Origin of the sequence: Tellurirhabdus rosea (assembly GCF_026278345.1) — a bacterium.
GTDB lineage: Bacteria > Bacteroidota > Bacteroidia > Cytophagales > Spirosomataceae > Tellurirhabdus > Tellurirhabdus rosea.
Genome location: NZ_CP111085.1, coordinates 5333456 through 5357500, shown reverse-complemented (window position 1 = coordinate 5357500; position 24045 = coordinate 5333456). Strand labels below are relative to the sequence as shown.

General features: G+C 56.5%; 22 protein-coding genes (1 of these 22 running past the window's edge). 12 read left to right on the top strand and 10 right to left on the bottom strand.

From position 1 onward, the window contains the following. Nucleotides 1-878 carry the 3' portion of a class I SAM-dependent rRNA methyltransferase gene (locus tag ORG26_RS22555; protein ID WP_266365899.1) on the top strand. The gene continues 301 nt to the left of window position 1, outside the view, so only the last 878 of its 1179 coding nucleotides appear in the window; its start codon lies beyond the left edge, outside the window; it ends in the stop codon at nt 876-878. Between the two features lie 63 nt (nt 879-941). On the opposite strand, the gene ORG26_RS22550 is transcribed toward ORG26_RS22555, so the two are convergent. Beyond that, nucleotides 942-1985 carry a glycoside hydrolase family 113 gene (locus ORG26_RS22550; RefSeq protein ID WP_266365897.1) on the bottom strand — a complete coding sequence of 348 codons (1044 nt, stop codon included), beginning with the start codon at nt 1983-1985 and terminating at the stop codon, nt 942-944. 57 nt (nt 1986-2042) lie between these two features. On the opposite strand from ORG26_RS22550, the gene ORG26_RS22545 reads away from it, so the two are divergent. Further along, on the top strand, nt 2043-3167 hold the full coding sequence (locus ORG26_RS22545; RefSeq protein ID WP_266365895.1) for an FG-GAP repeat domain-containing protein: 1125 nt from the start codon (nt 2043-2045) through the stop codon (nt 3165-3167). Nucleotides 3168-3170: 3 nt separating this feature from the next. Here ORG26_RS22545 and ORG26_RS22540 read toward each other — a convergent pair whose 3' ends face one another. Further along, complete coding sequence (locus tag ORG26_RS22540; RefSeq protein WP_266365893.1) at nt 3171-4190, bottom strand: S1C family serine protease; 1020 nt, start codon at nt 4188-4190, stop codon at nt 3171-3173. 90 nt (nt 4191-4280) lie between these two features. On the opposite strand from ORG26_RS22540, the gene ORG26_RS22535 reads away from it, so the two are divergent. From ORG26_RS22535 to glf, 3 genes are all read left to right on the top strand, one after another. Then, nucleotides 4281-4487: a hypothetical protein gene (locus tag ORG26_RS22535; protein WP_323134319.1), complete on the top strand. Its 207-nt coding sequence runs from the start codon at nt 4281-4283 to the stop codon at nt 4485-4487. A gap of 410 nt (nt 4488-4897) precedes the next feature. Continuing rightward, nucleotides 4898-6064, top strand: a complete 1167-nt coding sequence (locus ORG26_RS22530; RefSeq protein WP_266365891.1) for a glycosyltransferase family 1 protein — start codon at nt 4898-4900, stop codon at nt 6062-6064. Nucleotides 6065-6102: 38 nt separating this feature from the next. Next, entirely contained in the window at nt 6103-7242 is a 1140-nt protein-coding gene (gene glf / locus ORG26_RS22525) for a UDP-galactopyranose mutase (RefSeq protein ID WP_266365889.1), read from the top strand. A 69-nt stretch (nt 7243-7311) separates the two neighbouring features. Here the strand turns inward: glf and ORG26_RS22520 are convergent, their stop codons facing one another. The 3 genes from ORG26_RS22520 to folP form a co-directional block, all read right to left on the bottom strand. Continuing rightward, entirely contained in the window at nt 7312-7605 is a 294-nt protein-coding gene (locus ORG26_RS22520) for a hypothetical protein (protein ID WP_266365887.1), read from the bottom strand. A 247-nt stretch (nt 7606-7852) separates the two neighbouring features. Then, nucleotides 7853-8674, bottom strand: coding sequence for a diadenylate cyclase CdaA (gene cdaA / locus ORG26_RS22515; protein ID WP_266365885.1), 822 nt, complete (start codon nt 8672-8674; stop codon nt 7853-7855). Nucleotides 8675-8768: 94 nt separating this feature from the next. Further along, entirely contained in the window at nt 8769-9632 is an 864-nt protein-coding gene (folP, locus tag ORG26_RS22510) for a dihydropteroate synthase (RefSeq protein ID WP_266365883.1), read from the bottom strand. 101 nt (nt 9633-9733) lie between these two features. Here folP and ORG26_RS22505 point away from each other — a divergent pair, with 101 nt between their 5' ends. From ORG26_RS22505 to ORG26_RS22495, 3 genes are all read left to right on the top strand, one after another. Continuing rightward, nucleotides 9734-10279, top strand: coding sequence for a DUF1599 domain-containing protein (locus ORG26_RS22505; RefSeq protein WP_266365881.1), 546 nt, complete (start codon nt 9734-9736; stop codon nt 10277-10279). Next, nucleotides 10276-11418: a BT_3928 family protein gene (locus ORG26_RS22500; protein WP_266365879.1), complete on the top strand. Its 1143-nt coding sequence runs from the start codon at nt 10276-10278 to the stop codon at nt 11416-11418. The genes ORG26_RS22505 and ORG26_RS22500 overlap by 4 nt, the downstream gene beginning before the upstream one ends. Nucleotides 11419-11479: 61 nt before the next feature. Continuing rightward, nucleotides 11480-11986, top strand: coding sequence for a shikimate kinase (locus ORG26_RS22495; RefSeq protein ID WP_266365877.1), 507 nt, complete (start codon nt 11480-11482; stop codon nt 11984-11986). Between the two features lie 69 nt (nt 11987-12055). Here ORG26_RS22495 and ORG26_RS22490 read toward each other — a convergent pair whose 3' ends face one another. Continuing rightward, nucleotides 12056-13615 (bottom strand): hypothetical protein, encoded by a 1560-nt coding sequence (locus tag ORG26_RS22490; RefSeq protein WP_266365875.1) that lies wholly within the window; start codon nt 13613-13615, stop codon nt 12056-12058. 156 nt (nt 13616-13771) lie between these two features. Continuing rightward, nucleotides 13772-15106, bottom strand: a complete 1335-nt coding sequence (locus tag ORG26_RS22485) for a pilus assembly protein (RefSeq protein ID WP_266365873.1) — start codon at nt 15104-15106, stop codon at nt 13772-13774. A 263-nt stretch (nt 15107-15369) separates the two neighbouring features. On the opposite strand from ORG26_RS22485, the gene proS reads away from it, so the two are divergent. Continuing rightward, nucleotides 15370-16842, top strand: coding sequence for a proline--tRNA ligase (gene proS / locus ORG26_RS22480; protein WP_266365871.1), 1473 nt, complete (start codon nt 15370-15372; stop codon nt 16840-16842). A 67-nt stretch (nt 16843-16909) separates the two neighbouring features. On the opposite strand, the gene ORG26_RS22475 is transcribed toward proS, so the two are convergent. After that, nucleotides 16910-18424, bottom strand: coding sequence for a right-handed parallel beta-helix repeat-containing protein (locus ORG26_RS22475; RefSeq protein WP_266365869.1), 1515 nt, complete (start codon nt 18422-18424; stop codon nt 16910-16912). A 234-nt stretch (nt 18425-18658) separates the two neighbouring features. Between ORG26_RS22475 and ORG26_RS22470 the strand changes: the two genes are divergently transcribed. Next, a complete protein-coding gene (locus ORG26_RS22470) occupies nt 18659-19090 on the top strand; it encodes an FKBP-type peptidyl-prolyl cis-trans isomerase (protein WP_266365867.1) in 432 nt (143 codons plus the stop codon). A 57-nt stretch (nt 19091-19147) separates the two neighbouring features. Here ORG26_RS22470 and ORG26_RS22465 read toward each other — a convergent pair whose 3' ends face one another. After that, nucleotides 19148-19831, bottom strand: a complete 684-nt coding sequence (locus tag ORG26_RS22465; protein WP_266365865.1) for a head GIN domain-containing protein — start codon at nt 19829-19831, stop codon at nt 19148-19150. A gap of 64 nt (nt 19832-19895) precedes the next feature. Continuing rightward, entirely contained in the window at nt 19896-21290 is a 1395-nt protein-coding gene (locus tag ORG26_RS22460) for a sulfatase family protein (protein ID WP_323134318.1), read from the bottom strand. A 47-nt stretch (nt 21291-21337) separates the two neighbouring features. Here ORG26_RS22460 and ORG26_RS22455 point away from each other — a divergent pair, with 47 nt between their 5' ends. After that, complete coding sequence (locus ORG26_RS22455) at nt 21338-21973, top strand: 7-carboxy-7-deazaguanine synthase QueE (protein WP_266365861.1); 636 nt, start codon at nt 21338-21340, stop codon at nt 21971-21973. 29 nt (nt 21974-22002) lie between these two features. Beyond that, the gene (locus ORG26_RS22450; protein WP_266365859.1) at nt 22003-23880 is read left to right on the top strand and encodes an OmpA family protein; all 1878 of its coding nucleotides are present in this window, start codon (nt 22003-22005) and stop codon (nt 23878-23880) included. The last annotated feature ends 165 nt before the right edge of the window (nt 23881-24045 follow it).

Below are 24045 nucleotides of genomic sequence, written 5' to 3'. Positions count from 1 at the left end.
GACTTGTTCACGGCGAAGGCGACGGGTGTTCCGGGTTAATCATTGACCTTTATAATGGCGTCGCGGTCATCCAGGCTCACTCCATCGGCATGCACCGCGAACGGGCGTTCATTACGGAGGCCCTGAAAAACGTGTACGGCAGTACGCTGAAGGCCGTTTACGACAAGAGCGCCGAAACCCTTCCCGAAAACTACGCCGCCGAAGTCCAGAACGGCTACCGGTATGGGAATACGCCCACGCCGCATCCGGTACAAGAAAACGGGCGCACGTTTCTGGTGGACTGGATTACCGGACAGAAAACCGGGTTCTTTCTGGACCAGCGCGATAACCGAAAACTGCTGGCCGACTATGCCGCCGGCAAAAAAGTGCTCAATGCCTTTTGCTATTCGGGCGGGTTTTCGGTCTATGCCCTCCAGGCCGGAGCGGCGGAGGTGCACTCGGTAGACGTGTCCCAGAAGGCCATTGACCTCACTAACCGGAATGTAGCGGCCAATTTTCCGGAATCTGTCCCGCACGAAGCCTTTGCCGAGGACGTCATGAAGTACCTGAAGGCACACGACCACCAGTACGATGTGGTCATTCTGGACCCTCCGGCTTACGCCAAAAATATGTCGGCGCGGCACCGGGCCGTACAGGGCTACAAACGGTTGAATGCCGAAGGGCTCCGGCGGGTCGCGAAGGGAGGAATTCTGTTTACCTTCTCGTGCTCCCAGGTGGTGGACCGCGAGTTGTTCTACAATACAGTTGTCGCGGCGGCCATCGAAGCGGGTCGTCAGGTGCGCGTCCTCCATCACCTGAGCCAGCCTGCCGACCATCCGGTTAGCCTCTTTCACCCGGAAGGCGGCTACCTGAAGGGGCTGGTTTTGTGGGTAGAATAAGGCGGAACGACCAAAAACAGGGTACTTAACGGCTCAAATCGTTAAGGCCCTGTTTTTGATTGCTCAGCGAAGTTGCCAGGTGGCCCGGAGTATGGCCTCTGCCGGTTTGCCCTGCGGGCTGAACTGGTCTCGTTCGCGGTTTCCGTGGCCGTCCAGCAAAAACCATTTCCAGACAAACCCGCCCGCAAACCACGGCTGGGGCCAGACCGCTTCCAGCAAGGCTTTGTAGGCATTGGCCTGCACCTGGGGGCCGCTTTCGCAGGCCGACTCGGACTCCCAGGGCTGAAAGGCCGCCCGCCGACAGGCTCTATATCCAAATTCGGTGAAAAGAATCGGTTTCTGATGCCGCCCCGACACCTCGGCCAGCGCCCGCAGGTGCCGATTCCAGCCCTTAACCAGCTCTCCCACTGACGGCTCGGGCGTTTCGGAAAGCGGGAAATAGGCATCCACTCCCACAAAGTCCAATTCGTTCCAGAACGGTATGTCGGAGAAGCGGTCCCAGTTGGCCGCGTAGGTCAGCGGGCCTTTGTAGACCGCCCGGACCTGTTTGATAAGCGATTGCCAGTATTGCGGGCGGGCCACGGCAAAGCGGTCCAGTTCTGTCGTGATGCAGTAAAGGTCCACGTTCAGCGAATCGGCCAGCCGGGCGTGATCAAGCACGTAGCGGGTGTAATCGGCTTCGAATGTCTGCCAGTCGGCTTCTGTCTCAAAAGCGAGGTCCAGATGCGAGCCGCCCTGCATCCAGACATGGGGTTTGAGCATCACTTTCAGACCGTTGCGGCGCGCCATCCGGATTGTTTCCGCAACGCCTTCCGGGGTTTCTCCCCACCATTGCCCGCCGCGCTGCTCCCGCCGGTTTCCAAAATAATAAAAGTGGGGATCGCCTTTCCGGCAAAAACCGTACGGGACAACGGCGGCCCAGTCGCCGCCGACGGCGCGGAGTTGCTCCAGACCTTCCGGTCCGGCCCGTCGAGGCGGGGCTACCAGATTGGCGCCACGTAGTTTTTGTCCGGTAAAATGAGGTGGTTCCGCCCGGCATCCCGCCAGAATCACTTGAGCCAACAGAATAATCATCAGGAGAAACGCACCCGAGCCCGCAGTAGTCATTAGATTAGTAACGGATTTTTCTTACAAGATGAAAAAACCGACTCATACTACCTATTCATGCGACAACTAGTTTGCTGGGCGACTGTCCTCACCAGCTTTATAGCAGCAGGGCTGGCGCCCCAAACGCGTTTCAGCCGGTACTTCGTGGCCGCCGAAAGCTACGAAACCGTCGGAACGGCGGACCTGAACAAAGACGGGCTGACCGATCTGATCTCCGGCGATTTCTGGTACGAGAACGACGGCAATTCGCAGGCCCGCTTCCGTCGCCGGCACCTCATCGGCAACCAGAAACGCTTCGACCAGTACTATGACGATTTTTCCACGATTCCGCTGGACGTCAATCACGACGGCCATACCGACATCGTGACCGGCGGGTGGTTCGGGCAAACGCTCCGCTGGCTCGAAAATCCCGGTCCGGGCAAGGAGCAGCTCTGGAAAATCCACGACATTGCCAAAGTCGGCAATGTCGAAACGACCCGTGCCTGGGATATCGACGGGGACGGAACGGTCGAAATCGTGCCGAACAATCCGGGGCATCCGCTGAAATACTTCAAGCTTCAGTCAGACGGCACCTTCCAGCAGTTCGATGTGGCTCCCACTCAGGGACATGGCCTGGGATTCGGCGATGTGAACGGCGACGGCAAAGGTGACTTTATCGTCAGCGACGGCTGGCTGGAACAGGAAGACAAGCAACGGTGGATACTTCACAAAGAATTCGGGTTCGGAACCGCCAGCATCCCGATTCTGGTGGCCAACGTCAACAACGACCGCCTGCCGGACCTGATCGTGGGACAGGGTCACGGATACGGCCTCCATTGGTACGAACAGCAGTTTCAGAACGGGCAGAGGAGCTGGAAAAAGCACGTTATCGACGAAAAAGCGTCCCAGTACCACGTCATGGAATGGGCGGACATCGACGGCGATAACCAACCGGATCTGATTACCGGAAAACGCTTTCGGGCGCATAACGACAAAGACGACGGTGCCTATGACCCCGTTGGCCTCTATTACTTTACCAACCAGAACGGCCGCTTTACCCGCCACGTCATCGCTTACGGCCCGCCGGGCGAAGGCAAAGGGACGGGCATTTATTTCGCGCTGGCCGACCTGCGCAAAACCGGCCGCCCCGACATTGTCGTAGCGGGAAAAGACGGTCTAGAGGTCTTTTTCAACGAAAAATAATCCTCAGCGGATTTCGCCGGGCGTCACAAACACCTCCCGCCGGAAATTTTGCCGCAGCACCGTGACGGACTGCTTTTGCCCGATCGTTTCCTCCGTCAGCAGCCGGTGCAGATCATCGACGGAGCCAACCGGCTGACCGGCAAACTCCACGATGATGTCGTCCGGACGAAGCGACTCGTTTCCGGCCAGGCCGTCGGGCTCCACACTCGTGATGAGCACGCCGGTTCGGTACGACAGCTGGTTATACTGCCGGATGCGCTCGGTGAGGTTGACAATCTGGCCGGCAATGCCCAGATACCCGCGCCGCACCCGTCCGTGCAGAATCAGTTTGCCGGCTACCCGTTCGGCCAGATTGGAGGAAACGGCAAAGCAGATTCCCTGCGCGGGCAGAATGACCGCCGTATTGACCCCGATCACCGCCCCGTTGGAGTCCACCAGCGGACCGCCTGAATTGCCGGGGTTGAGCGAGGCATCGGTCTGGATGACCTCGTCGATAAGCCGACCGGACTCCGAACGCAGGGTCCGGCCGAGGGCACTCACCACGCCCGCCGTTACGGAATACTGAAACCCGTAGGGATTTCCCACCGCAATGGCAATCTGCCCGACCTGCACCTGCCGGGAGTCCGCAAAACGGATGGCCTTCAGGCTGTCGGCGTAGATTTTGACAACGGCCAGATCGGTCGCCGGGTCCTGCCCGACCAGCGTTCCGTCGAAAGACCGGCCATCGGGCAGGGCCACTTCCAGGGATTCGGCGCCGGCCACAACGTGGTGATTGGTGATGAGGTAACCATCCGTGGAAATCAGGAAACCGGACCCGCTTCCGCCTTCGCTTCCCCGCGGGCGGGGGCTGGTCGCCGGAGCCGTTGGTTTCCTGCGGACCTTGATCTGCACGACCGACCCGCTGACTTTTTTCGCTACCTTTACTACCGTGTTGGAATAGGCATCCAGCAAAGGAGCATCCCTGGGCTCGTTATCAGACGGCATATCGTCCGGCCCGGAATCCGTTACAAATTGTAGTTTCATCGCTGTTGAGATTGCATGTACAAGAGTTAGGACAAATTAAGTGCCTGATTTTATCGGCCTTATCTTCCGGCCAAATTGGCAGACCAACCCATGAGTATGACCTTTGAACAGTACCTGATCAGTAAAAAAATTGACGCAGAAGCATTTAACCGACAGGAAGCGGACCGTTTCAATGCCTGGAAAGCGCTTTTTGAGCAAATGCATCCCGAAAGCTTCACGACCGAAAAGAAGTTTTTGATCAACGAGGTCCGCCGCCGGTACCGGATTTCGGACGTCGCTCCCCCGCATTCTGTCTAAGCAGGCGGCACTTAACAATCAGGCTGGTACTCAAGCCGTACGGGCTTAATCATGCTTCAATCCGTTATTTTACCCAAATTCCCTTTGGGCCGTTAAATAACTATACTTTCAGGAGGCTTAACAAACTCCAAATACGGGGAGTTATTGGACTAGCGAAGCACGCAGAAAGCATTCCAACGCAACACCGGATTCTTCCCGGGTTCTTTAGTTTCTTATTCCGGAATTACCAGACAAAACCGTCGACTATTGGGTTAATCGGCGCGGGATAGCGGCTTCTTTGTCGTAAATGATTATCTAATTATCATCTTTTATTGAAAGCGAGTATGGACGAACATCGGCTAAATGAAACAGGCCCACTTGCGACAGGAGCCAAAGCAGCAACAGAAACCTATCGTTCGCAGGCATCAGGATTGAACACCCAGCGTGGACGTTTAACGACCACAGTTACAGGTTCTACCCGACAGAATGCGCCCGACCTGCTTTGTTTTTCGCACCTCCGCTGGGACTTTGTTTTTCAACGCCCCCAGCATCTGCTGACCCGGGCGATGCGCCACTGGCGCGTGTTTTTTCTGGAAGAGCCAATCTGGGATGCTAACTTCCGTCTGGAAGTAACCAAAGTAGGTGATAAACTCTGGCGCGCTATTCCGTTTATTCCGGGTCACTGGACCGAGGCCGAAAAGCAGGCAGGACTTCGGAAACTGGTCGATTCGCTGGTGGCCGACCACGGTCTGCGCCGGTTTGTGTCGTGGTACTATACCCCGATGGCGCTGCCCTTCTCGGAGCATCTGACGCCCGAGGTGGTGGTGTACGACTGTATGGATGAGCTGTCGGCATTCCGGGGCGCCCCGCCGCAGCTCGTTATCCAGGAGAAGCGGCTCATGCAGATGGCTGACGTGGTGCTTACCGGCGGACAAAGCCTTTACGAAGCCAAAAAAGACAAACATCCCAACGCTCACCCGTTCCCGAGCAGCATCGACCGGTGCCATTTTGAACAGGCCCGCAAACCGCTGCCCGATCCGGCCGACCAGCGGAACATCAAAGGCCCCCGCATGGGCTTCTTCGGGGTTCTGGATGAGCGCTTCGATATCGAATTACTGGGCGAACTGGCTACCCGCCGGCCCGACTGGCAATTTGTCATGCTTGGACCGATCGTTAAGATTGACCCGGCTTCGTTACCACAACTGCCCAATATTCATTATCTTGGCATGAAATCGTACAATGAGCTTCCGTCTTACGTGGCCCATTGGGACGTTGCTCTCCTACCCTTTGCCAATAATGAATCGACACGGTTCATCAGTCCGACCAAAACACCTGAGTATCTGGCAGCCGGTCGACCGGTGGTTTCAACGCCCATCCGGGACGTTATCCGGCCCTACGGCGACAAAGGGCTGGTCTATATTGCCGAAACGGCGGCCGATTTTGAAAGAGCCATCGAAGCGTCGCTGAACATGACCCCGGCGGCCCGGCAACAGTGGCTTTCTGAAGTAGATGCATACCTGTCGACGATTTCGTGGGACCAGACCTGGTCCAAAATCTACCAGCTGGTGCACGACCAGCTATTGGTAAAAGCCTCCTGATGGCGTATAATTGAATAAAAAATATATATCTACGACGTATGCATTATGACTTTTTAATTGTGGGGGCCGGTTATGCCGGAAGTGTTCTGGCCGAACGGCTGGCGACACAGTCAGACAAGAAAGTTTTGGTGATTGACCGTCGCCCGCACATTGCCGGCAACGCCTACGATTACTACAACGAAGATGGTATTCTGATTCACCTGTACGGTCCCCACATTTTCCACACCAACTCGCCGGAAGTATTTGCTTATCTGTCACAATTCACGGAGTGGCGGCCTTATGAACACCGCGTGCTGGCCGAAGTTGATGGTCAGCTGCTGCCGATTCCCATTAACCTGGATACGGTAAACAAACTGTACAACAAGAACTTTACGGAAGAAGAACTGGCCGAATACTTCAAGACGGTCGGGGAGCCGGTGGACGTGATCAGGACTTCCGAAGACGTGGTCATCAGCCAGGTGGGCCGCGATCTGTACCAGAAGTTTTTCCAGGGTTATACCCGCAAACAGTGGGGCCTCGACCCGTCCGAACTGGATAAGTCCGTAACGTCCCGGATTCCTACCCGGACCAACCGGGACGACCGGTATTTCGGCGACGAGTTCCAGTTTATGCCCCTGCACGGGTTTACGAAGATGTTCGAAAAGATGGTCAGCCATCCGAACATTGAACTGATGCTGGGAACGGATTACAAGCAGGTGAAGGAAACGGTTTCGTACGACCAGCTGATTTTTACGGGTCCGGTGGACGAGTATTTCGACCATTGCTACGGCAAACTGCCTTACCGCTCGCTGCATTTCGAGCACAAAACGGTCGATACGGAACAGTATCAGCCGGTGGCCGTTGTCAACTATCCGCTCACCAACGAATACACCCGGATTACGGAATACAAGCACCTGACGGGCCAGGAACACCCGAAAACGAGCATTACGTTCGAATATCCGCAGTCGGAAGGTGACCCGTATTACCCGATCCCGAAGCCCGAGAACGCCGAGTTGTACCGCAAGTATAAGCAACTGGCCGACAGCACGCCGAACGTCCATTTCGTAGGCCGTCTGGGAACCTACCGGTATTACAACATGGACCAGGTGGTGGCTCAGGCGCTGACGCTGTACAAAAAACTGGTTGGAGCCGAATCGCTGGAAGAAGTGGTGAACGGCTCGGGTACCGCCGCGAAATAACGAACTGAAGCTTATTTCCATAAAAAAACCGTCGGATAGCATCCGACGGTTTTTTTATGCCTGTTCTCGTCAGGCGCCGATCAGCATCCGCAGGTCAACCTGGTCGATATACGGTTCGAGCGGATGGGGGCGGCGTATCCGCGACAGATCCTGCTTTCGAAACGTCAAGACATCCTGGAATTCGTAACCGCCCGGGTGGAGAGGTGAGGCTGTAAAGTATGCTTCCACAAAAAAATCCCCCAGAGCGTAAAGGCGCACTTCAAAAGGAGACGCCTGCCGGGTAAGCAGATACGTTCCCTCCTGCCATAACAGTTCCGCTTTCTTCGTGATTGGCAGCAAGTTGTACTCGTACTGAGTCATCATAACGTGAATAAATTTCAGGAAAGACTATCATCTCAAGGGGATAATACAGCCGGTGGTTTACGAAGAGCAATATTACAAGGAACTAATGACTGTATGATTGGTAACTATCCAACGGCCCGAAAGGTTGGCCGCAAAGCAGAAGCATCGGAGAATGAATTTCCGGTAACAAATCCGAAAAGTCAAATTAAATCTGACATTTCTTTCGTAAAATATAACTAAAACACAACTCTAGTTAAGAAATAGGCGATTACACGGTTTCCCGCTGTTTGGCGGAGCTGGGCTCGTACAGGTAGCGGGTCAGTTGCTCTTCCAGTTGGGCGAGCGTCAGGTTGGGGTACAGCTCGCCGTCGATCGCCAGGGCTATACGTCCGGTCTGCTCAGAAATGGCGATGGCCGCCGCATCCGTCAGCTCGCTGATGCCCAGCGCCGCCCGGTGACGGAAGCCGGTGGTGGTGGGCAGTTCGTCATTTTCGGAAGCGGGCAGAATGCAACGGGCAGCGCACAGGCGGCCGTCCGCCACAATCACCGCCCCGTCGCGCAGCGGGCTGTACTGGCTGAAAATGGAAACCAGCAGGCGCTTGGACAGCACCGCATCCAGCTTTTCGCCCGACTGAATGAACTTGGAAAGACTGTCATTTTTAGCCACCACGATCAGCCCGCCCGCAAATTCAGCGGCCAGGACCTTACAGGCTTCCATCACGGGTTTCATCGGCAGCGCCGTGTCGGCTGCCGTTCTGGGCCGAAGCAGTTTTCTGAACAACCGGCTGTTGGCTACGTGCGTGGATTTGCCGATGATGAGCAGAAACCGCCTTATCTCCTGTTGAAAAATAATGATCAGAGCCAGGGCGCCTACGCTGATGAAGTATTCCAGAATGGTGGTCAGCAAAGACAGCCCGGCGAGTTTTACGGTCAGGTAAAAAAGGTAAACCAGCAGATAGCCCAGAAAGACCCGGCTCGCGATACTCCCCCGCACAATGCTGTAGATCTGATACAAAAGGAAAGCAACGAGGAGAATATCAAGCACATCCGCCCAGCGAAAATCCATGGAAAGTACACGGAAGGTCAGCATCGTTTTACGTTTCGTTTTTCTGCGAACCCGGCGTATATAGGCACAGGTTACCGCAGTACTTTATAAAGCCTAAAATAGCCATTAATAGTACTAATCAGAAGTTATTTGCTAAATCTTCCCCGCGGCAATGAAGAAACAAGCGAACGGCTTCAACGGCTTCGCGCACGTCGTGAACCCGCAGAATATCGGCCCCTCCGGCCAGCGCCAGCGTGTTCATCACCGTGGTCCCGTTCAGCGCTTCCTTCGCCGTGATCCCCAGCGTTCGCCAGATGGTCGATTTCCGGGAAAGGCCCGCCAGTAGCGGCGCTTCCAGGGTTTGAAAGGCAGACAACTGGTTTAATAAGCTGAAATTCTGCCCAGATGTTTTGGCGAATCCAAAGCCGGGGTCGATGATGATGTCCGTCTGGCCCAGCGAACGCAGCACCGCCAGCCGCTGCTGCAACTCCTGAATCACGTCCGGGACCAGACTCGTATACGTCGTGAGCCCGGTCATGGTCTGCGGCGTTCCGCGCATGTGCATCAAGACATACGGCACGCCGAGCCGGGCCACCGTCGGAAACATGTCGGGGTCCAAGGTGCCGCCCGCAACGTCGTTGATGAGGCGGACACCGGCCTCCACCGCCTGCCGGGCGACCGCGGCCCGAAAGGTATCGACCGAAATAAGGGCTTCCGGAAACGCTTTCAGAATCGCTTCGATAACGGGCAGAATCCGGTCGACTTCCTCCGGGGCGGCAATGTCGGCCGCGCCGGGCCGGGTCGAATAGCCGCCGATGTCGAGGAAGGTAGCCCCGTCTGCCAGCATGTCCCCCGCCCGGTCGACGGCCTCGTTAACGGACGCCATCCGGCTGCCGGAGAAGAACGAATCGGGAGTGATATTGAGAATGCCCATTACTTTCGGCTGGCGCAGGTCCAGAACTTTTCCGCCGAGGTTGAGCGTTTTTTTTGTACTTTTAGCCATTAAAAAAGTCGTCAGTCGGACCGTCGCCAGCCTTTAAGCCGTTCTTTATCAGCTTATGACTGACGACTGCCCGACTGGCGACTGGCTACTAAACACCGTTTATGTCCCAAACAGAATCCCAATATCGGCAGGTTGTCGAACTCTGCAAAGATGTTTTTTTGAAAAAGAACAAGGATTACGGCACTGCCTGGCGGATTCTTCGCCTGCCTTCCATCACCGATCAGATTTTCATCAAAGCCCAGCGCATCCGGACGATTCAGGAGAAAGGCGAGCAACGGGTGCAGGAAGGCGTCGTGCCCGAGTTTATGGGTATCATCAATTACTGCGTCATGGCCCTGATCCAGATCGAACTGGTGAACGATGCGCGCACGGACCTGCCGCCCGACGAACTGGAAAACCTGTACGACGGCCAGATCCGGCAGGTAATGGATTTGCTGTTTGCCAAAAATCACGATTACGGCGAGGCCTGGCGGGACATGCGGGTCAGTTCGATGACCGATATTATCCTGATGAAGCTTCTGAGGACCAAGCAGATTGAAGACAATCAGGGAAAAACCTTAATTTCCGAGGGCGTAGAGGCGAATTATATGGATATGATCAATTACGCCGTTTTCTGTCTGATTAAACTTACCGATCACCAATCATGAACACGGGAACCGTTCAGACCAAAACCAGCCGACAGACTCCGTCCTGGCCCCGAATCGCTGCCCAGATTGCGCGTTATGTTGTGGGCGTGATTTTTATTTTTTCCGGATTAATCAAGATCAACGACCCGGTCGGGACGCAGATCAAACTGACGGAATATTTTGAAGTATTTGCCCAGGACGTGCCCGCAATGGCCGGCTTTTTTCATGGCCTGATTCCGTTCACGCTCCTGCTTTCGGTTGTTTTCTGCGCCTCCGAGATTGTGCTTGGGGTGGCGCTGCTGTTCTCCTACCGCATCCGGACCACCTCCTGGATTCTGCTGGCGCTGATTACCTTTTTTACGTTCCTGACCTTTTATTCGGCCTATTTCAACAAGGTGACGGACTGCGGCTGTTTTGGCGATGCCATCAAGCTAAAGCCCTGGACATCGTTCGGCAAGGACATTTTTCTGCTGGTTCTGATCGTGCTCATCCTGTGGCAGCGCAAAACGTTCCGGAGTGCCCGGACCGGGGCGCTGGTCTGGCTTTCGGCCTTTGCCTCGGTCGGCCTCGGCTGGTACGCGATTGAACACCTGCCGCCGCTGGATTTGCTGCCGTACGCGGTCGGCAAAAACATTCCGGCCCAGATGAAGCCCTCCGCGCCGCTCGAATATACCTACATCATGACCAAGGACGGACAGGACGTTACGCTGGATAAGTACCCATCGGACACGACCTACAAGTTCAAGGAAATGGTGCTGAAGAACCCGTCCGCGCTTCCGAAGATCACCGATTACCGGGTCTGGAACGAACAGGGCGACGCCACGCAGGAAACCTTCACCGGCAATAAGCTGATTCTGATTGTCAAGGATTTGGGGTCCATCAATGCGGCCAACATGCCCGCCATTCGCCGGGTAATCAACGAGGCTTCGGCCAACAACCTCACGCCCATGCTCCTTACCTCCGTGGGCGACGAAGAGATCAACAATTTCCGGCATGAGTACCAGCTGTCGGTGCCGGCCTACAAAGCCGACGCTACGGTTCTGAAGACCATTGTGCGGTCGAACCCCGGACTCTGGCTGCTGAAAGACGGCACCGTGATGGGCAAATGGCACCATAACGATACCCCGCAGGTAGCCGATGTGGTCGAAAAGCTGAAATAAACAACGAGAAAGACGGCTGTCGCAAGAACCGGCAGTCGTCTTTTTGTTTTGAGTCTATTCCATGAAAAACATCTTTCTGGTCGGGATGCCCTCCTCCGGAAAAACGACACTCGGCAAACGGCTATCCCGCGAACTGGGTTATCGTTTCGTCGATACGGACCGATTAATCGTCCGCGAGGAAGGCAAAACCATCAATGAAATCTTTCACGAACAGGGTGAGCCTTATTTCCGGCAGGCCGAAAGCCGCGTCTTGAGAACCATCAGGCCGGAAGCGGGTCTGGTCGTCGCAACCGGGGGCGGAATGCCGTGTTTCCACAACAACATGGAGTATATCCGGCAAACGGGGATCAGCGTTTTTCTGGATGTGGCGCCGGAAGTGCTGCTGGAACGGATGCAACGGCACCAGGAAGACGATCGGCCTCTTTTTCGGCAAAATGACCCTACCCTGCTCGAAGGACTGCACAAAAAAGACGCCGACCGGCGCCCGGTCTACAGCCAGGCCGATATCCACCTCCAGGGCACGACAACCGTTGAGGAACTGCTTCAGCAACTTTCCACATACTTATAAAAAGAGCCCGTGGGAATTCCAAACTTGCGGAATTCCCACGGGCTCTTTTTCATTTACCCTGAACGGCTTTTAGAAGAAAGCCCCTACCGTCAACGTGACGTTAACCAGACGGTTATCAATCTCGGCGGAGGCGTAATCGCTCGGATTAGGCAGCGAATAGGGCGTATAACCCGACTTGAATGTGTTATACGTGGCGCTGGCGTCCGCAAAGAAGCGGTCGTTGCGCACTCCCAGACCGCCGGATATCAGCAGTTTGGTCCGGTCCAGATCCTGGAAAGCCTGCTTGTACGGGTCGGGCAGGTAGGAAACACCACCCCGCAGCCGCAGCAGTCCGGTACGTACCTCGGCTCCCGCCCGGAAGTTGACCACGTTCTGATACGTGGACTGAATCTCGCTCCGAATGTCATCCCGGAAACCCGCATCCGCCTGTGAGCTGGAAACGCGCATGCCGGAGTACCCGACGTATTCCGCCGTAGCCGTTATAAAACCAACCTTTTTGGCACCCAGGAAGTACGTCGCCCCGGCCATGGCCCGAAGGGGGCTGGTCAGGTTGTACTCGAAGTTGTTGGGCGTCACGGTAATATTCTGGTTATCGGGGATAAAAAACGTGGGACGTCCGTTCTGGTCGAGCGTCGGGATGCCGATGGCGTCGGTGTTGAGCGATTCAGAGAACGTTTCCCGAACGGTGGAGAACGTAGGCGTGGTCACCGAAGCACCCAGCTGGATAAAATCGGTTGCCTTCCAGATGGTCCCGACGGCCAGGTTAATGCCGTTGCCGGTCACGGTCAGACCTTCCTCCCGGCCTACTCTCCGGAATACCGAGCCGCCAATGATGTTTTCCGAATAATCCACGTCATAATCGAACCGCAGGCGGGTGATGCCGAGCGTTACGCCCAGATACAGTTTGTCATCGTAATTGCCGCCGTAGGTAAACGACCACTGGTTCTGCCCTCCCGACGAATTGTACCGAAGCCGCTGGGTGGTCGGCCGGTCGCTGTCGTACCGGGTATACGGTGCTCCGCTGTTGTTTGGATCATTGGGCAAATCGCTGCCGTTGATCAGGTACAGCTGGTAAGCCGCCGCCGTCGGGTCCTGCGCCTCCCTGAGGTCAGGATTATACAGTCGATCCAGCTGCGCCCCTGTGATTCTGCGGTCATTGGCATCCAGAATATACTGGTCCACAAACGAACTCCGGTTGTTGCGCCCCTCGAAGGAAAGCGAATTGTTGAGATTCACCAGTCGGGCGTACGTGATGCCGAAGGAAGCCCGGCGCCAGCGGCGGGCCTCGTTCTGGGCGTTCCCGGCGATCACCAGCCCAAAGTGGCCTATGTTCGGATTGGTCTTGGTTGCACTCGTACGCTGACCGATAAAGGTAGATTCGGTCTGAAACAGTGAAAGCGTTGGACTGACGCTGATTTCGGAACGGTTGAAGAAGCCGATGCCGGCGGGGTTGCCAAACGTCGTGCTGGCGTCGCCGCCCAGCGCAGCATGATTACCGCCTACGCCCCGAAACCGGGCCGTCCCCGTCTGCTGGATTTCATTGTACCGAAACGCATCACCGGCATACTGGCCGAAGGCTGTTCCCATGCCCATCATGAGCAGCCCCAGAAGACTTATCTCTTTTTTCATAAACTTGTGCGGGTTGTTGGTAGGAAGTGCCGATTAGACAAATCCGGACCGGTTCGAGTTTAACCAGCCGGTCAATTATACAACGAAAAACCCCGCCAATTGTAACATTGAGCGGGGCTTTTTTATAACGTATCGAACGATGAAAACGGTTATGCATTAACGCGGACCGCGGGAACCGCCACCACCGCCTGAACTGCTGCCACCGGAGTAACCGCCGCTTGAGCTACCGCCGCGGCTGCCGCTGTTGTAAGACGGGGCCGGACTTGGTGAGCTATAGCTGCTGTTGGTATTCGGCTGCGAGTAGGTGCTGCGGGACGGAGATTCGTAGCTGCTGCGGCTCGGGGCCGTGAAGCCACCGCTGTTGCCCGAGTTGTAGCTCGGTGACGAACTGCGGGAATTCAACCCGCCATCCGAAGGCTGCACGTACGTTCCGCGGCTGTTCTGACGGGGCCGTGAGTAGTACGCATCGGCGGCCGAAGAACCCCGGCTGCTGTTGCCATAGCTCGGGCTGCTTGTACTCGGCGCGCTGTAGGACTCATTGCTGCGAACGCGACCCGAATTGTCGGAGTCACTGTAGTAATACGTCCCCCGGTTGTTGGCCCGGTCGCGGCTGTAACTGTCGCGCGACGGAGCATCCGGATTCCGGCTGTTCGAATAGGTCGGCGTGTTGGTTGACGGCGACAGCGTACCGCTGCGGCGACCACCGTTATCGGTCGGATTGCCGGTCCGCGGCGTATTGTTGAAGTTGCCGTTGTACCGGTCCGTGCGGCCCGTGTTGCGGGCGCCTACCGTGTAATTGTTGCGGGCCGCTCCTACTACGTTGTTGTAGTTGTTGTTGACCACAACGACCGGGCGGTTGTACCAGCCGCCGCCCCAGTACGGGTCGGCCCAGCTGTTGTAACCCCAGCGGTTAAACGAGTTGTAGCCCCAGAACGGGTCGTAGAAGCTGTTCCAGCCCCAGGGGCTGTACGCATAGCCTCCGCCCCAGAACGGATCATAGCCGCCCCAGCGGTTCCAGCCCCAGGGAGACGCTCCCAGGCCGAGGCTCAAGCCGGTCCAGAAACCGGTGTTGTTCCAGCCCCAGCGGTTCCAGCGGTTGCCGCCTGCGGCGTTAAACCCGTCGACAAAACCGTCGTTGTAGTTTTCGGTTGCCCAGCCGGGATCGGGCGAGATACCGCGCTGCACCCGACGGGCGGACAGGTCGCTGTAGTACTCGTCACTCTGGAACAGCTCCTGCTGCTCGGTTTCCGAAAGAAAATCAGGATTGGTGTTGCGGCCCCGGCGTTCGGCCTGAGCGCGGCGCGTAGGCTGCTCATCGATCAGCTGCCGCTCCTCGCGCTGCGGAGCGGCATAAACGACCGCATCGGCTGAATTGCCGTACAGGTCGTCCACCTCCCCGCCGTTCTGGGCGAGCTGGCGGCTGCTGCTACAACCCGCCAGACTGAGGGCGGCAAGGATGGCAGCATATGGTAAAGTACGAATGGCTTTCATGGAACGCTTTTTAAGTAAGGTTCGGAGAAAAGGGATTGCTATGTTAATAACACAGTTTCACCCCGTTTGATTACAAAAATAACAGAAAAACCTATCTTTGCAAGCCCATTTACAACCCTCCGACGAAATAGCCCAAAGCGGTCGGTTTGTCTGACAATGGGATGCCTTTCTGCCCTATTAGACCCATTTTCTTCCGCAAGGGTTTAAGGGCCGGAAAAATATTTTTTTACACCTGATTTTAAGTCAATTACTACAAACAGTCGATGGCAAAAGCAATTCCTTCCCGCAGCGAGAACTACTCGGAGTGGTATAATGAACTGGTGAAAAGAGCGGATCTGGCCGAAAATTCCGCCGTGCGCGGCTGTATGGTTATTAAGCCGTACGGATTTTCCATCTGGGAGAAAATGCAGCGGGCGCTGGACGATATGTTCAAGGAAACCGGACACTCTAACGCGTATTTCCCGCTCTTCATCCCCAAATCCTACCTGAGCAAAGAAGCCTCCCACGTTGAAGGGTTTGCCAAAGAATGCGCCGTCGTGACGCACTACCGCCTCAAAAACGCCGAAGACGGTTCGGGGGTGGTCGTCGATCCGGACGCCAAACTGGAGGAAGAACTGATCGTGCGCCCCACCTCCGAGACGGTCATCTGGAGCACGTATAAAAACTGGATTCAGTCGTACCGCGACCTGCCCCTGCTCATTAACCAGTGGGCCAACGTCGTGCGGTGGGAAATGCGCACCCGCCTTTTTCTGCGGACGGCCGAATTCCTCTGGCAGGAAGGACATACCGCCCATGCGACCGCTCAGGAAGCCATGGACGAAACCCGGCAGATGCTCGACGTGTACGCCCGTTTTGCCGAAGAATGGATGGCCGTGCCGGTGATCCGGGGTATCAAGACGCCGAACGAGCGCTTCGCCGGTGCCGACGAAACGTTCTGTATCGAAGCCATGATGCAGGATGGCAAAGCGCTCCAGGCGGGCACGTCACACTTCCTCGGCCAGAACTTCGCCAAAGCGTTCGACGTGACGTTCCTGAACAAACAGAACCAGTTGGAACACGTCTGGGGAACGTCCTGGGGCGTATCGACCCGTCTGATGGGCGCGCTCATCATGGCGCACTCCGACGACGACGGCCTGGTGCTGCCTCCGAAACTGGCCCCGATTCAGGTGGTGATCGTGCCGATTTTCAAGAACGACGAAGGGCTGGCGCAGATTTCTGAAAAGGTAAAGCCCATCATTCAGGAACTGCGGAAAGCGGGTGTTTCGGTGAAGTTCGACGACAGTGATGCCAACAAGCCGGGCTGGAAATTTGCCGAGTACGAACTGCGCGGCGTTCCGGTCCGTCTGGCTATGGGCATGCGCGATCTGGAAAACAACACGGTGGAAGTTGCCCGCCGCGACCTGAAAACAAAGGAAACCGTATCGCTCGACGGCATCGTGGCGCATATCCAGAATCTGCTGGCCGATATTCAGCAAACGATTTACCAGAAAGCGCTTCAGTTTCGGCAGTCGAACACGTTCCGGGTGGATACGTTCGATGCGTTTAAGGAACAGATCGAAAAAGGCGGCTTTATTTCGGCGCACTGGGACGGCACTTCGGAAACCGAGGAAGCCATCAAGGAAGCCACCAAAGCCACCATTCGCTGCATCCCGCTCGAAGCGGAGGAAGAGGACGGCGTCTGCGTCTACAGCGGCAAACCGTCGAAGCAGCGGGTGATTTTTGCCCGGGCTTATTAACACAAATCCTCCACCCGATAGCACCGGATGGAGGATTCACAGACCCGTCGGCAGCGACGGGTCTTTTTTATTTCTCAATCAGCACGTTGGTCTGGGCGTTGCTTTCAAACGTGTTGGCCGTCGTCAGGTCGGCATTGGCCGAAGCTCCGTAGCTGACAAACACGCCGTAGCCGCCGCTGCCCGAAATCCGGGTGTTTTTGATGGACATGGTGGCCCGGGTGCCATAGACAGCGATGGCGGCTTTCTTACCCGAAACGATGGCGATGCTGCCCGCGTTGTTCACCTCGGCGTTTTCCACCGCATTTTTGCTGTCCGATGAGTAGCAGATGATGCCGCGCCAGTAGGCTGCCGTGCGGTCGGCGCCGGTAAAGGTAATTTTCTCGGTGTTCGTCCCCTTAGCGATCAGGTAGCCATCCGAATTCACCCGGATAACGGCGTCGCGGTTGAGTTCGATGGTGACACCGGGGGCAATTTTCCAGCCCGTCGTGACGGCAAATTCTCCGTTGATGCGGTACGGCGTTTTATCGGCAAAGCCGGCCCACACAATTTCGCTGGTTCCTTTCAGAATGCCGGAGTTGGTGATTTCCACGACGTTCCGACCGTTTCCGCCCGTGAAGGTAGAGGCAGCATCGAGCGTGGCGACGTTGGCGGCGTCCAGCAGAATACCCGCTTCCGTGTGGTTGGTAAAGGCGTTTTTCGAAAACTCGCGCAGGATACCTCCTTCGTAGACAAACAGGCCGTAGCCGTCATTCTGGGAGAAAAGGCAATTCTTGAAAGTAACCTGAGAGCGGGCCGACATGAAGAAGGCGGATTTGGTGGTGCTGTAGATCGGGCGGCTACCGGTGTGCATAAACTCCGTGTGCTCGAACACGTTGGCGTTGCTTCCGGAATAGTTGGCAATACCCACCCAGTAGCCTTTGGTTTTCTGCACCCCGACGAATTTAATCTTATTATCGGCCTCGCCTTTGGCAATGACCAGTCCGCCGTTGTCGTTGATGTTCAGTCGTACATCCCGTTCGAAGGCAATGACCACACCCGGATTGATCGTCAATTCATGGTTTACATCAATGGACTTAGTGACAATGTAATCAGGCAGTTCGGGGTTGAGGACCCGGTCAACCAGCGTCGTTTTGACGGTAATGCTGGCATTGATCGCCAGCGGTTCGGCAACGGAAGCCGTTACGATGACTTTGTCGCTGCTTTTGCCGGTAGCACTCGAAACGGCCAGTTCAAGCTCATATTCACCGACTTCGTCCGGTCTGAAAGTTGCCTTGACGGCATTGGCGGCCGCAAGCGTAAGAGTGCTCTTTGCCGGTTTCCGGATCAGGGTCCACTGGTACGTCAGGGGCTTGCCTTTGCTGTCGGCCGAGGCACTCCCGTCCACGGTAACCGTCTGGCCCACCTGGACGTTCTGGTCGGGACCGGCATTGGCGGTTACGGCCCCGGCCGGTTCTACAGGTTCGGTTTCTTTTTTACAGCCGGTCAGCAGCGCCGCCGCGGCCGCCACAAAAAAGAGGAGTTTAATCGCCGGGGCGGTAAACGAGGACGGTAGGATCGAGAAAGCGTATGGGTTCGTTTTCATGAAGAGATGATTTGTTGTTTACGCATCAAAGCTACTTTCCGGGCGGGTCGATCTTCAATCGGAAAGCCCGCGAAACGGAAAAACGACGTCGTGAAGCAGCAAAGAGCGGGCGGTCAAACCGGACAAATTCCGGCTTCGCCATTATTTTCCCGGCGAAACGGAAAAAATAGGGCGGTCGCCAAACAATCGCCTCCATTTTCGGTAGTTTTGCCATAAACAATAAGCAGTTAGTTTATGGCGCAAGCAAAAGCCGGGGACTCGGTGCAGGTGCACTATACCGGAAGATTGACCGACGGAACGGTTTTCGATTCGTCAGAGGGCCGCGACCCGCTTCAGTTCGTGGTGGGCAGCGGGATGGTCATCAAGGGATTTGACGATGCCGTGGAAGGAATGGAAATTGGCGAGAGCAAAACGGTGCATGTTCCGGTGGAGGACGCTTACGGCTCGGCCAGCCCGGATCTGATCTTTGAATTTGACCGGCAGGTGATTCCGGACGATATTCCGCTGGAAGTGGGAACGCCCCTGAACATGCACCAGGAAGGAGAAGCGCAGGTGATTCCGGTCATTGTCCGGTCGGTTTCCGAAACGCACGTGGTTCTGGACGCCAACTCGCCACTGGCCGGACACGATCTGGTGTTTGATATCAAACTGGTCGGCGTGAATTAACCCCGGTCGTCAGTCGTCCGTACGTTCCCGTACGCTGACGACTGACGACCGATTGTTCTAGTCCACTTTTTCAGACACAACTTCTCTGGGCTGCCCGCGCACCACGATGTCGGACCCGCCGCGCGCATATTTGGAGACTTTTCGCCGGGCGTTGACTGTCGCATCGCTTGAGCCCTGCGCCCGGACCACCACCTCATCCGCTACCAGATTCCCCGCCGACAGGTCCGAGGAACCGGACATTTCCGCCTCCAGGTAATCCGCGCTTCCCGAAAGCGACACATCCGAAGCGCCCTGCGCTTTCAGGCGAATACGCCGGGCCGCTACATCCTTCATTATTAGGTCCGAAGCCCCCGAAAGCTGAATGTTTACTTCGTCCAGATTCCGGAAGCCGCTGATGTTACCGTCCGAAGCGCCCGACAGCGTAACAGCCTTCAGCGTCGGCATCGTCACGGTCAAATGCGGACTCTTCCGGGTCACCGACGACATCCATTCGCCCGCCGGGCGTTTGAAACGGGCCACCAGAACGCCGTTTTCGGTCTTTAAATCGAGGTATTTGGTTTCGCCGGAGGGCAGGTCCACCTCCACGTTAAAATTTCCCTGCCGAACCGTCACGTCGATAGAACTGCCGACGTCGATCCGGTCAAACTTGTTCACATCGAATTGTTTGGTTACGGTCTGCGCCTGGACAGAAAGACAGCTGATTGCCATCGCCAGCGAGGTCAAAAAAGGTACAGATTTCATATTTCCGGTTTCTGGGTGAAAGCGTTTGTTGCTATAGGATGCGTGGCCGAAAGGGAAGGTTGCATCAGTCCGAATTTTTCTGCCAGGGCACCGCTCCTCCCCGGCGAATGTGCTCCATCAGCAGCTTCACCAGTTCATCGCGTTTACTCTTTTCTTCGTTGACCAGATTGGTCGTTTCTTTCGGGTCATTCCGGAGGTTGTAGAGTTCATAGGGCGAAAAGGGCGTGGGCTGCAGCAGCTTCCAGTCGCCCAGTCGTACCGCCTGCACCGCCAGTCCTTTGTAGGTATCCTGCCCTTCGCGGCGTACAAAAAAGAGCGGTCGGCTTTCCAGCCCGGCAGATTCGCTTCTGGCGCTTTCCTGGCCGGTTAACACTGTTAGAAACGAACGGGCGTCCACCGGCGGCGCGGCTCTGGTCCCGGAAAGCTCCAAAAAGGTAGGCATCCAGTCCATCAGCTGAAGCCGGGTGTCCGACAGCTGATTCGGCGCAATTTTCCCCGGCCAGCAGACGCCCGCCGGAATGCGGATGCCGCCTTCGTAAAGCTGTCCCTTCACGCCACGGAACGGGCCGTTGCTGGCCTTGCCCGGCCCCCATCCCCCGTTGTCGCTCGTAAAGACGATCAGCGTATTCTGTAGCTGTCCGTTTGCCTTCAGCGTCGCCAGCACCCGCCCGATGCAGACGTCCATGTGCTCAATCAGGGCGATCAGTTTCGCCCGCTGCGGGTCTCCGTTCGGGTTGCGCTGACGAACACGTTCCAGAAAAGCCGCGGGCGGCTGAAGCGGATCGTGCGGGGCCGTGTAGGCGAGGTACAGGAAATAGGGCTTACGCGCCGATTTCCGGCCGTTGAGATACCGAATCGCTTCGTCGGTAAACACGTCCGTGGCGTGGCCGGGCGGGTCGATTGTCTGTCGGTTGTGCCGGAGGAAGTTCTGGTTATGCCGCCGCTTGGCCGTGTAATCATCCATCATCCCTTCCAGCAGGCCGTAAAATTCATCGAAGCCGCGTTCGTTGGGCAGGTTGGGGCTTTCCAGACCGAGGTGCCATTTGCCGACCAGAGCGGTATGGTAACCGGCCTTCCGGAGGTAATCCGGCAGCAGCAGGCCCGGTGCCAGATAGCCCCAGCTATCCCATACTTCGTCGCGGATGACGCCCGGCACGCCCACCCGTTCGGGCCAGCGGCCGGAAAGCAGGGCCGCCCGGCTGGGGGAGCAGACCGGACTATTCGCGTAAAAATTGGTAAACCGGATGCCCGCGTTCAGGATGCTGTCGATATGAGGCGTCTGCACATCCGCTGCGCCCCCGGAAGCCCGGTAGGCCGACACGTCGCCGTATCCCAGATCGTCCGCCATGATGAACAGGATGTTGGGGCTGGAAACGGCGGAACTCCGAAAGAGGAATGCAGACAGAAAGACGGAAACTATTAAGGCCCCGGGAACGGTTAGCCATAGACATTTTCTCATAAAACGGGCAGCGGAAAGGGTGCCCGTAAATTCCGTATCTTTGCGCAATGAACCAAGTGCTGAATCAACAAACCGAAACTGGGACCGTCACGCTGCCCGTCATGGAATCGTTCTATACGCTGCAGGGCGAAGGAGCGCATACCGGCCGGGCGGCCTACTTCATCCGCCTCGGCGGCTGCGACGTGGGCTGTCACTGGTGCGACGTAAAGGAATCCTGGGACGTCAATGCGCACCCGCATTACCCGATTGACGAAATTGTGCGGGGGGCTCTGCACTACCCCGGTCGCATGGCCGTCATTACCGGCGGCGAACCGCTCATGCACGACCTGACGAATCTGACCGCGGCCCTCCGGACGGCCGGATTCAGGACCAATATCGAAACCTCGGGCGTTTATCCGGTTACCGGGTCCTGGGACTGGATCTGTTTTTCGCCCAAGAAGTTCAAGCAGCCCAATCCGGACATTTACGCGAAAGCCGACGAGTTAAAGGTAATCATCTATAACAAATCCGACTTTGCCTTTGCCGAGTCGTTTGCCGCCCTGATGCGCCCCGACTGCCGACTCTTTTTGCAGCCGGAATGGAGCCGTTCAAACGAAATGCTGCCGCTCATCGTTGACTATGTAAAAGCACATCCGCAATGGCAGGTTTCGTTGCAAACGCACAAATACATGGATATTCCCTAACCCGCGCCCACTGGTTCTGGTCGCTGGTTATGATAGTGGGGCTGGCCGTGCCAGGCTTTGGACAGGAAGCGCTTTCCACCAGCAATAAAAAAGCCCTCGATTTCTATAACCGGGCGATGGAGAACTTTGCTCAGCGCCGGACCGAGGAGACCATCCAGCTGCTGAACAAAGCCATCGAGCAGGACACCGCCTTTACCGAGGCGCATCTGAAACTGGGTCAGGTTTACGAGTACGCCCGTCGGCCCGAGTTGGCCCTGCAAACCTACCAGCGGGCCATCCGCCAGCAGCCCGGCAAACCGGCTACGGGATTGGCCTATCAGTTCGTCGGGACGTACCTGCTGAAAAAAGGTCAGTACGGCCAGGCCCTGACGTATCTGGATAAATTCGGAACCTTCTTCACGCCCCAGTCTTCGCAGGGAAAACGCGTCGAACGGCTTCGGCAGACGGCCCTTTTCGGTCAGCAGGCCATTCAGAATCCGCTTCCGGTCAAGCCCCGGCCGCTGCCCGCCGCAGTGCAGGCGTTTCCCTCCCAGTATTTCCCGGTGCTGACGGCCGATGAGCAGACGCTGGTCTTTACGGTTCTGAAACCGGAAGGCGATGAAGACCTCATGGTGGCTACCCAGCAGGCCGAAACTTGGAGCGCCCCGAGTCCGCTTTCGGAACGGATCAACACGCCCCGGAACGAAGGAACCCCTTCCCTCTCGGCCGACGGTCGAACGCTGGTTTTCACCGCCTGCAACGAACGGAACGGCCTCGGCAGCTGCGACCTGTACATTTCCCGGAAAACCGGCACCGAATGGTCGGCCCCGCAAAACCTCGGCCCATCGGTTAATACCCGCTTTTGGGATTCCCAGCCCGCCCTGTCGGCCGACGGTCGGCGGCTCTTTTTTGTTTCCGACCGGCCGGGCGGAGTTGGCCGGCGGGATATCTGGTGCAGCCAGCTGGGCAACGACGGCCAGTGGCAAACGCCCTTTAATCTCAAAAACATCAACACCGCCTTCGACGAAGCCTCCCCGTTTATCCACGCCAACGGGCAAACGCTCTTCTTCGCTTCGGACGGGCATATCGGCATGGGCGGTTACGATCTGTTCATCGCCGACAGCACGGCCACGGGCTGGTCGAATCCGCAGAATCTGGGATATCCCATCAATACCGCCGACGACCAGGCGGCCCTATTTGTAGCCGCCAACGGGACCCGGGCGTACTACTCGCACGAAGAGTCGGGCGATGTCCAGCGCTCGAAACTGTACGTTTTTGATCTGCCCGCCTCGATTCGGGAAAAGATCAGACCGGTCAGTTACCTGAAAGGCGTCATCGCCGATGCGGGCACCAAAAAGCCGCTTGGGGCCACAATTGAACTGATCGATCTGGAGACCAACAAGGTCATCAGCCGCGTCCAGTCGGATGCCGAGACCGGGCAGTACACCGCCGTTCTGCCCTCGGGCGGAGAATATGCCCTGTACGTCAACGTTCCGGGGTATCTGTTCAAAAGCCTTTCCTTCGATTTCAAGCAGAAACGGGAAGGCGAAGGGCTGAACCTGAGCGTACCGCTGGAGCCGATCCGGTCGGCGGGTCGGGAAACGTTGAACAACATCTTTTTCGAGAGCGGCCGTTTTGGACTGGCCGAAAAGTCCCGCGTGGAACTTGACCGATTGGCACAGTTTATGGAACAGAACCCTACGGTAAAGGTCGAGATTTCGGGCCATACCGATGACCGGGGCGATGCCGCTGCCAATCTGGAATTATCCCGGAAACGGGCCCAGTCCGTGGTCTCCTTCCTGGTCAAAGCGGGCATCGGCCCCGAGCGCATCCGGTCGGCCGGTTACGGCGAAACCAAACCGCTTGTCCCGAACAGTTCGGAGGAAAACCGGCAGCAAAATCGCCGGATTGAATGGCGGATTCTCTGAATGAATACTGAATAATGCACAATGAATAACACGGCCCGAAGCATTACCTGTTGATAATGAACACCTTGAGTTTCATTATTCATTGTTCATTATTCAGTATTCATTGCGTAAGCGGGAATTTTTCCGACCTTTGTATTTGTTTTTTCTGTATACTTTTTAGTTACA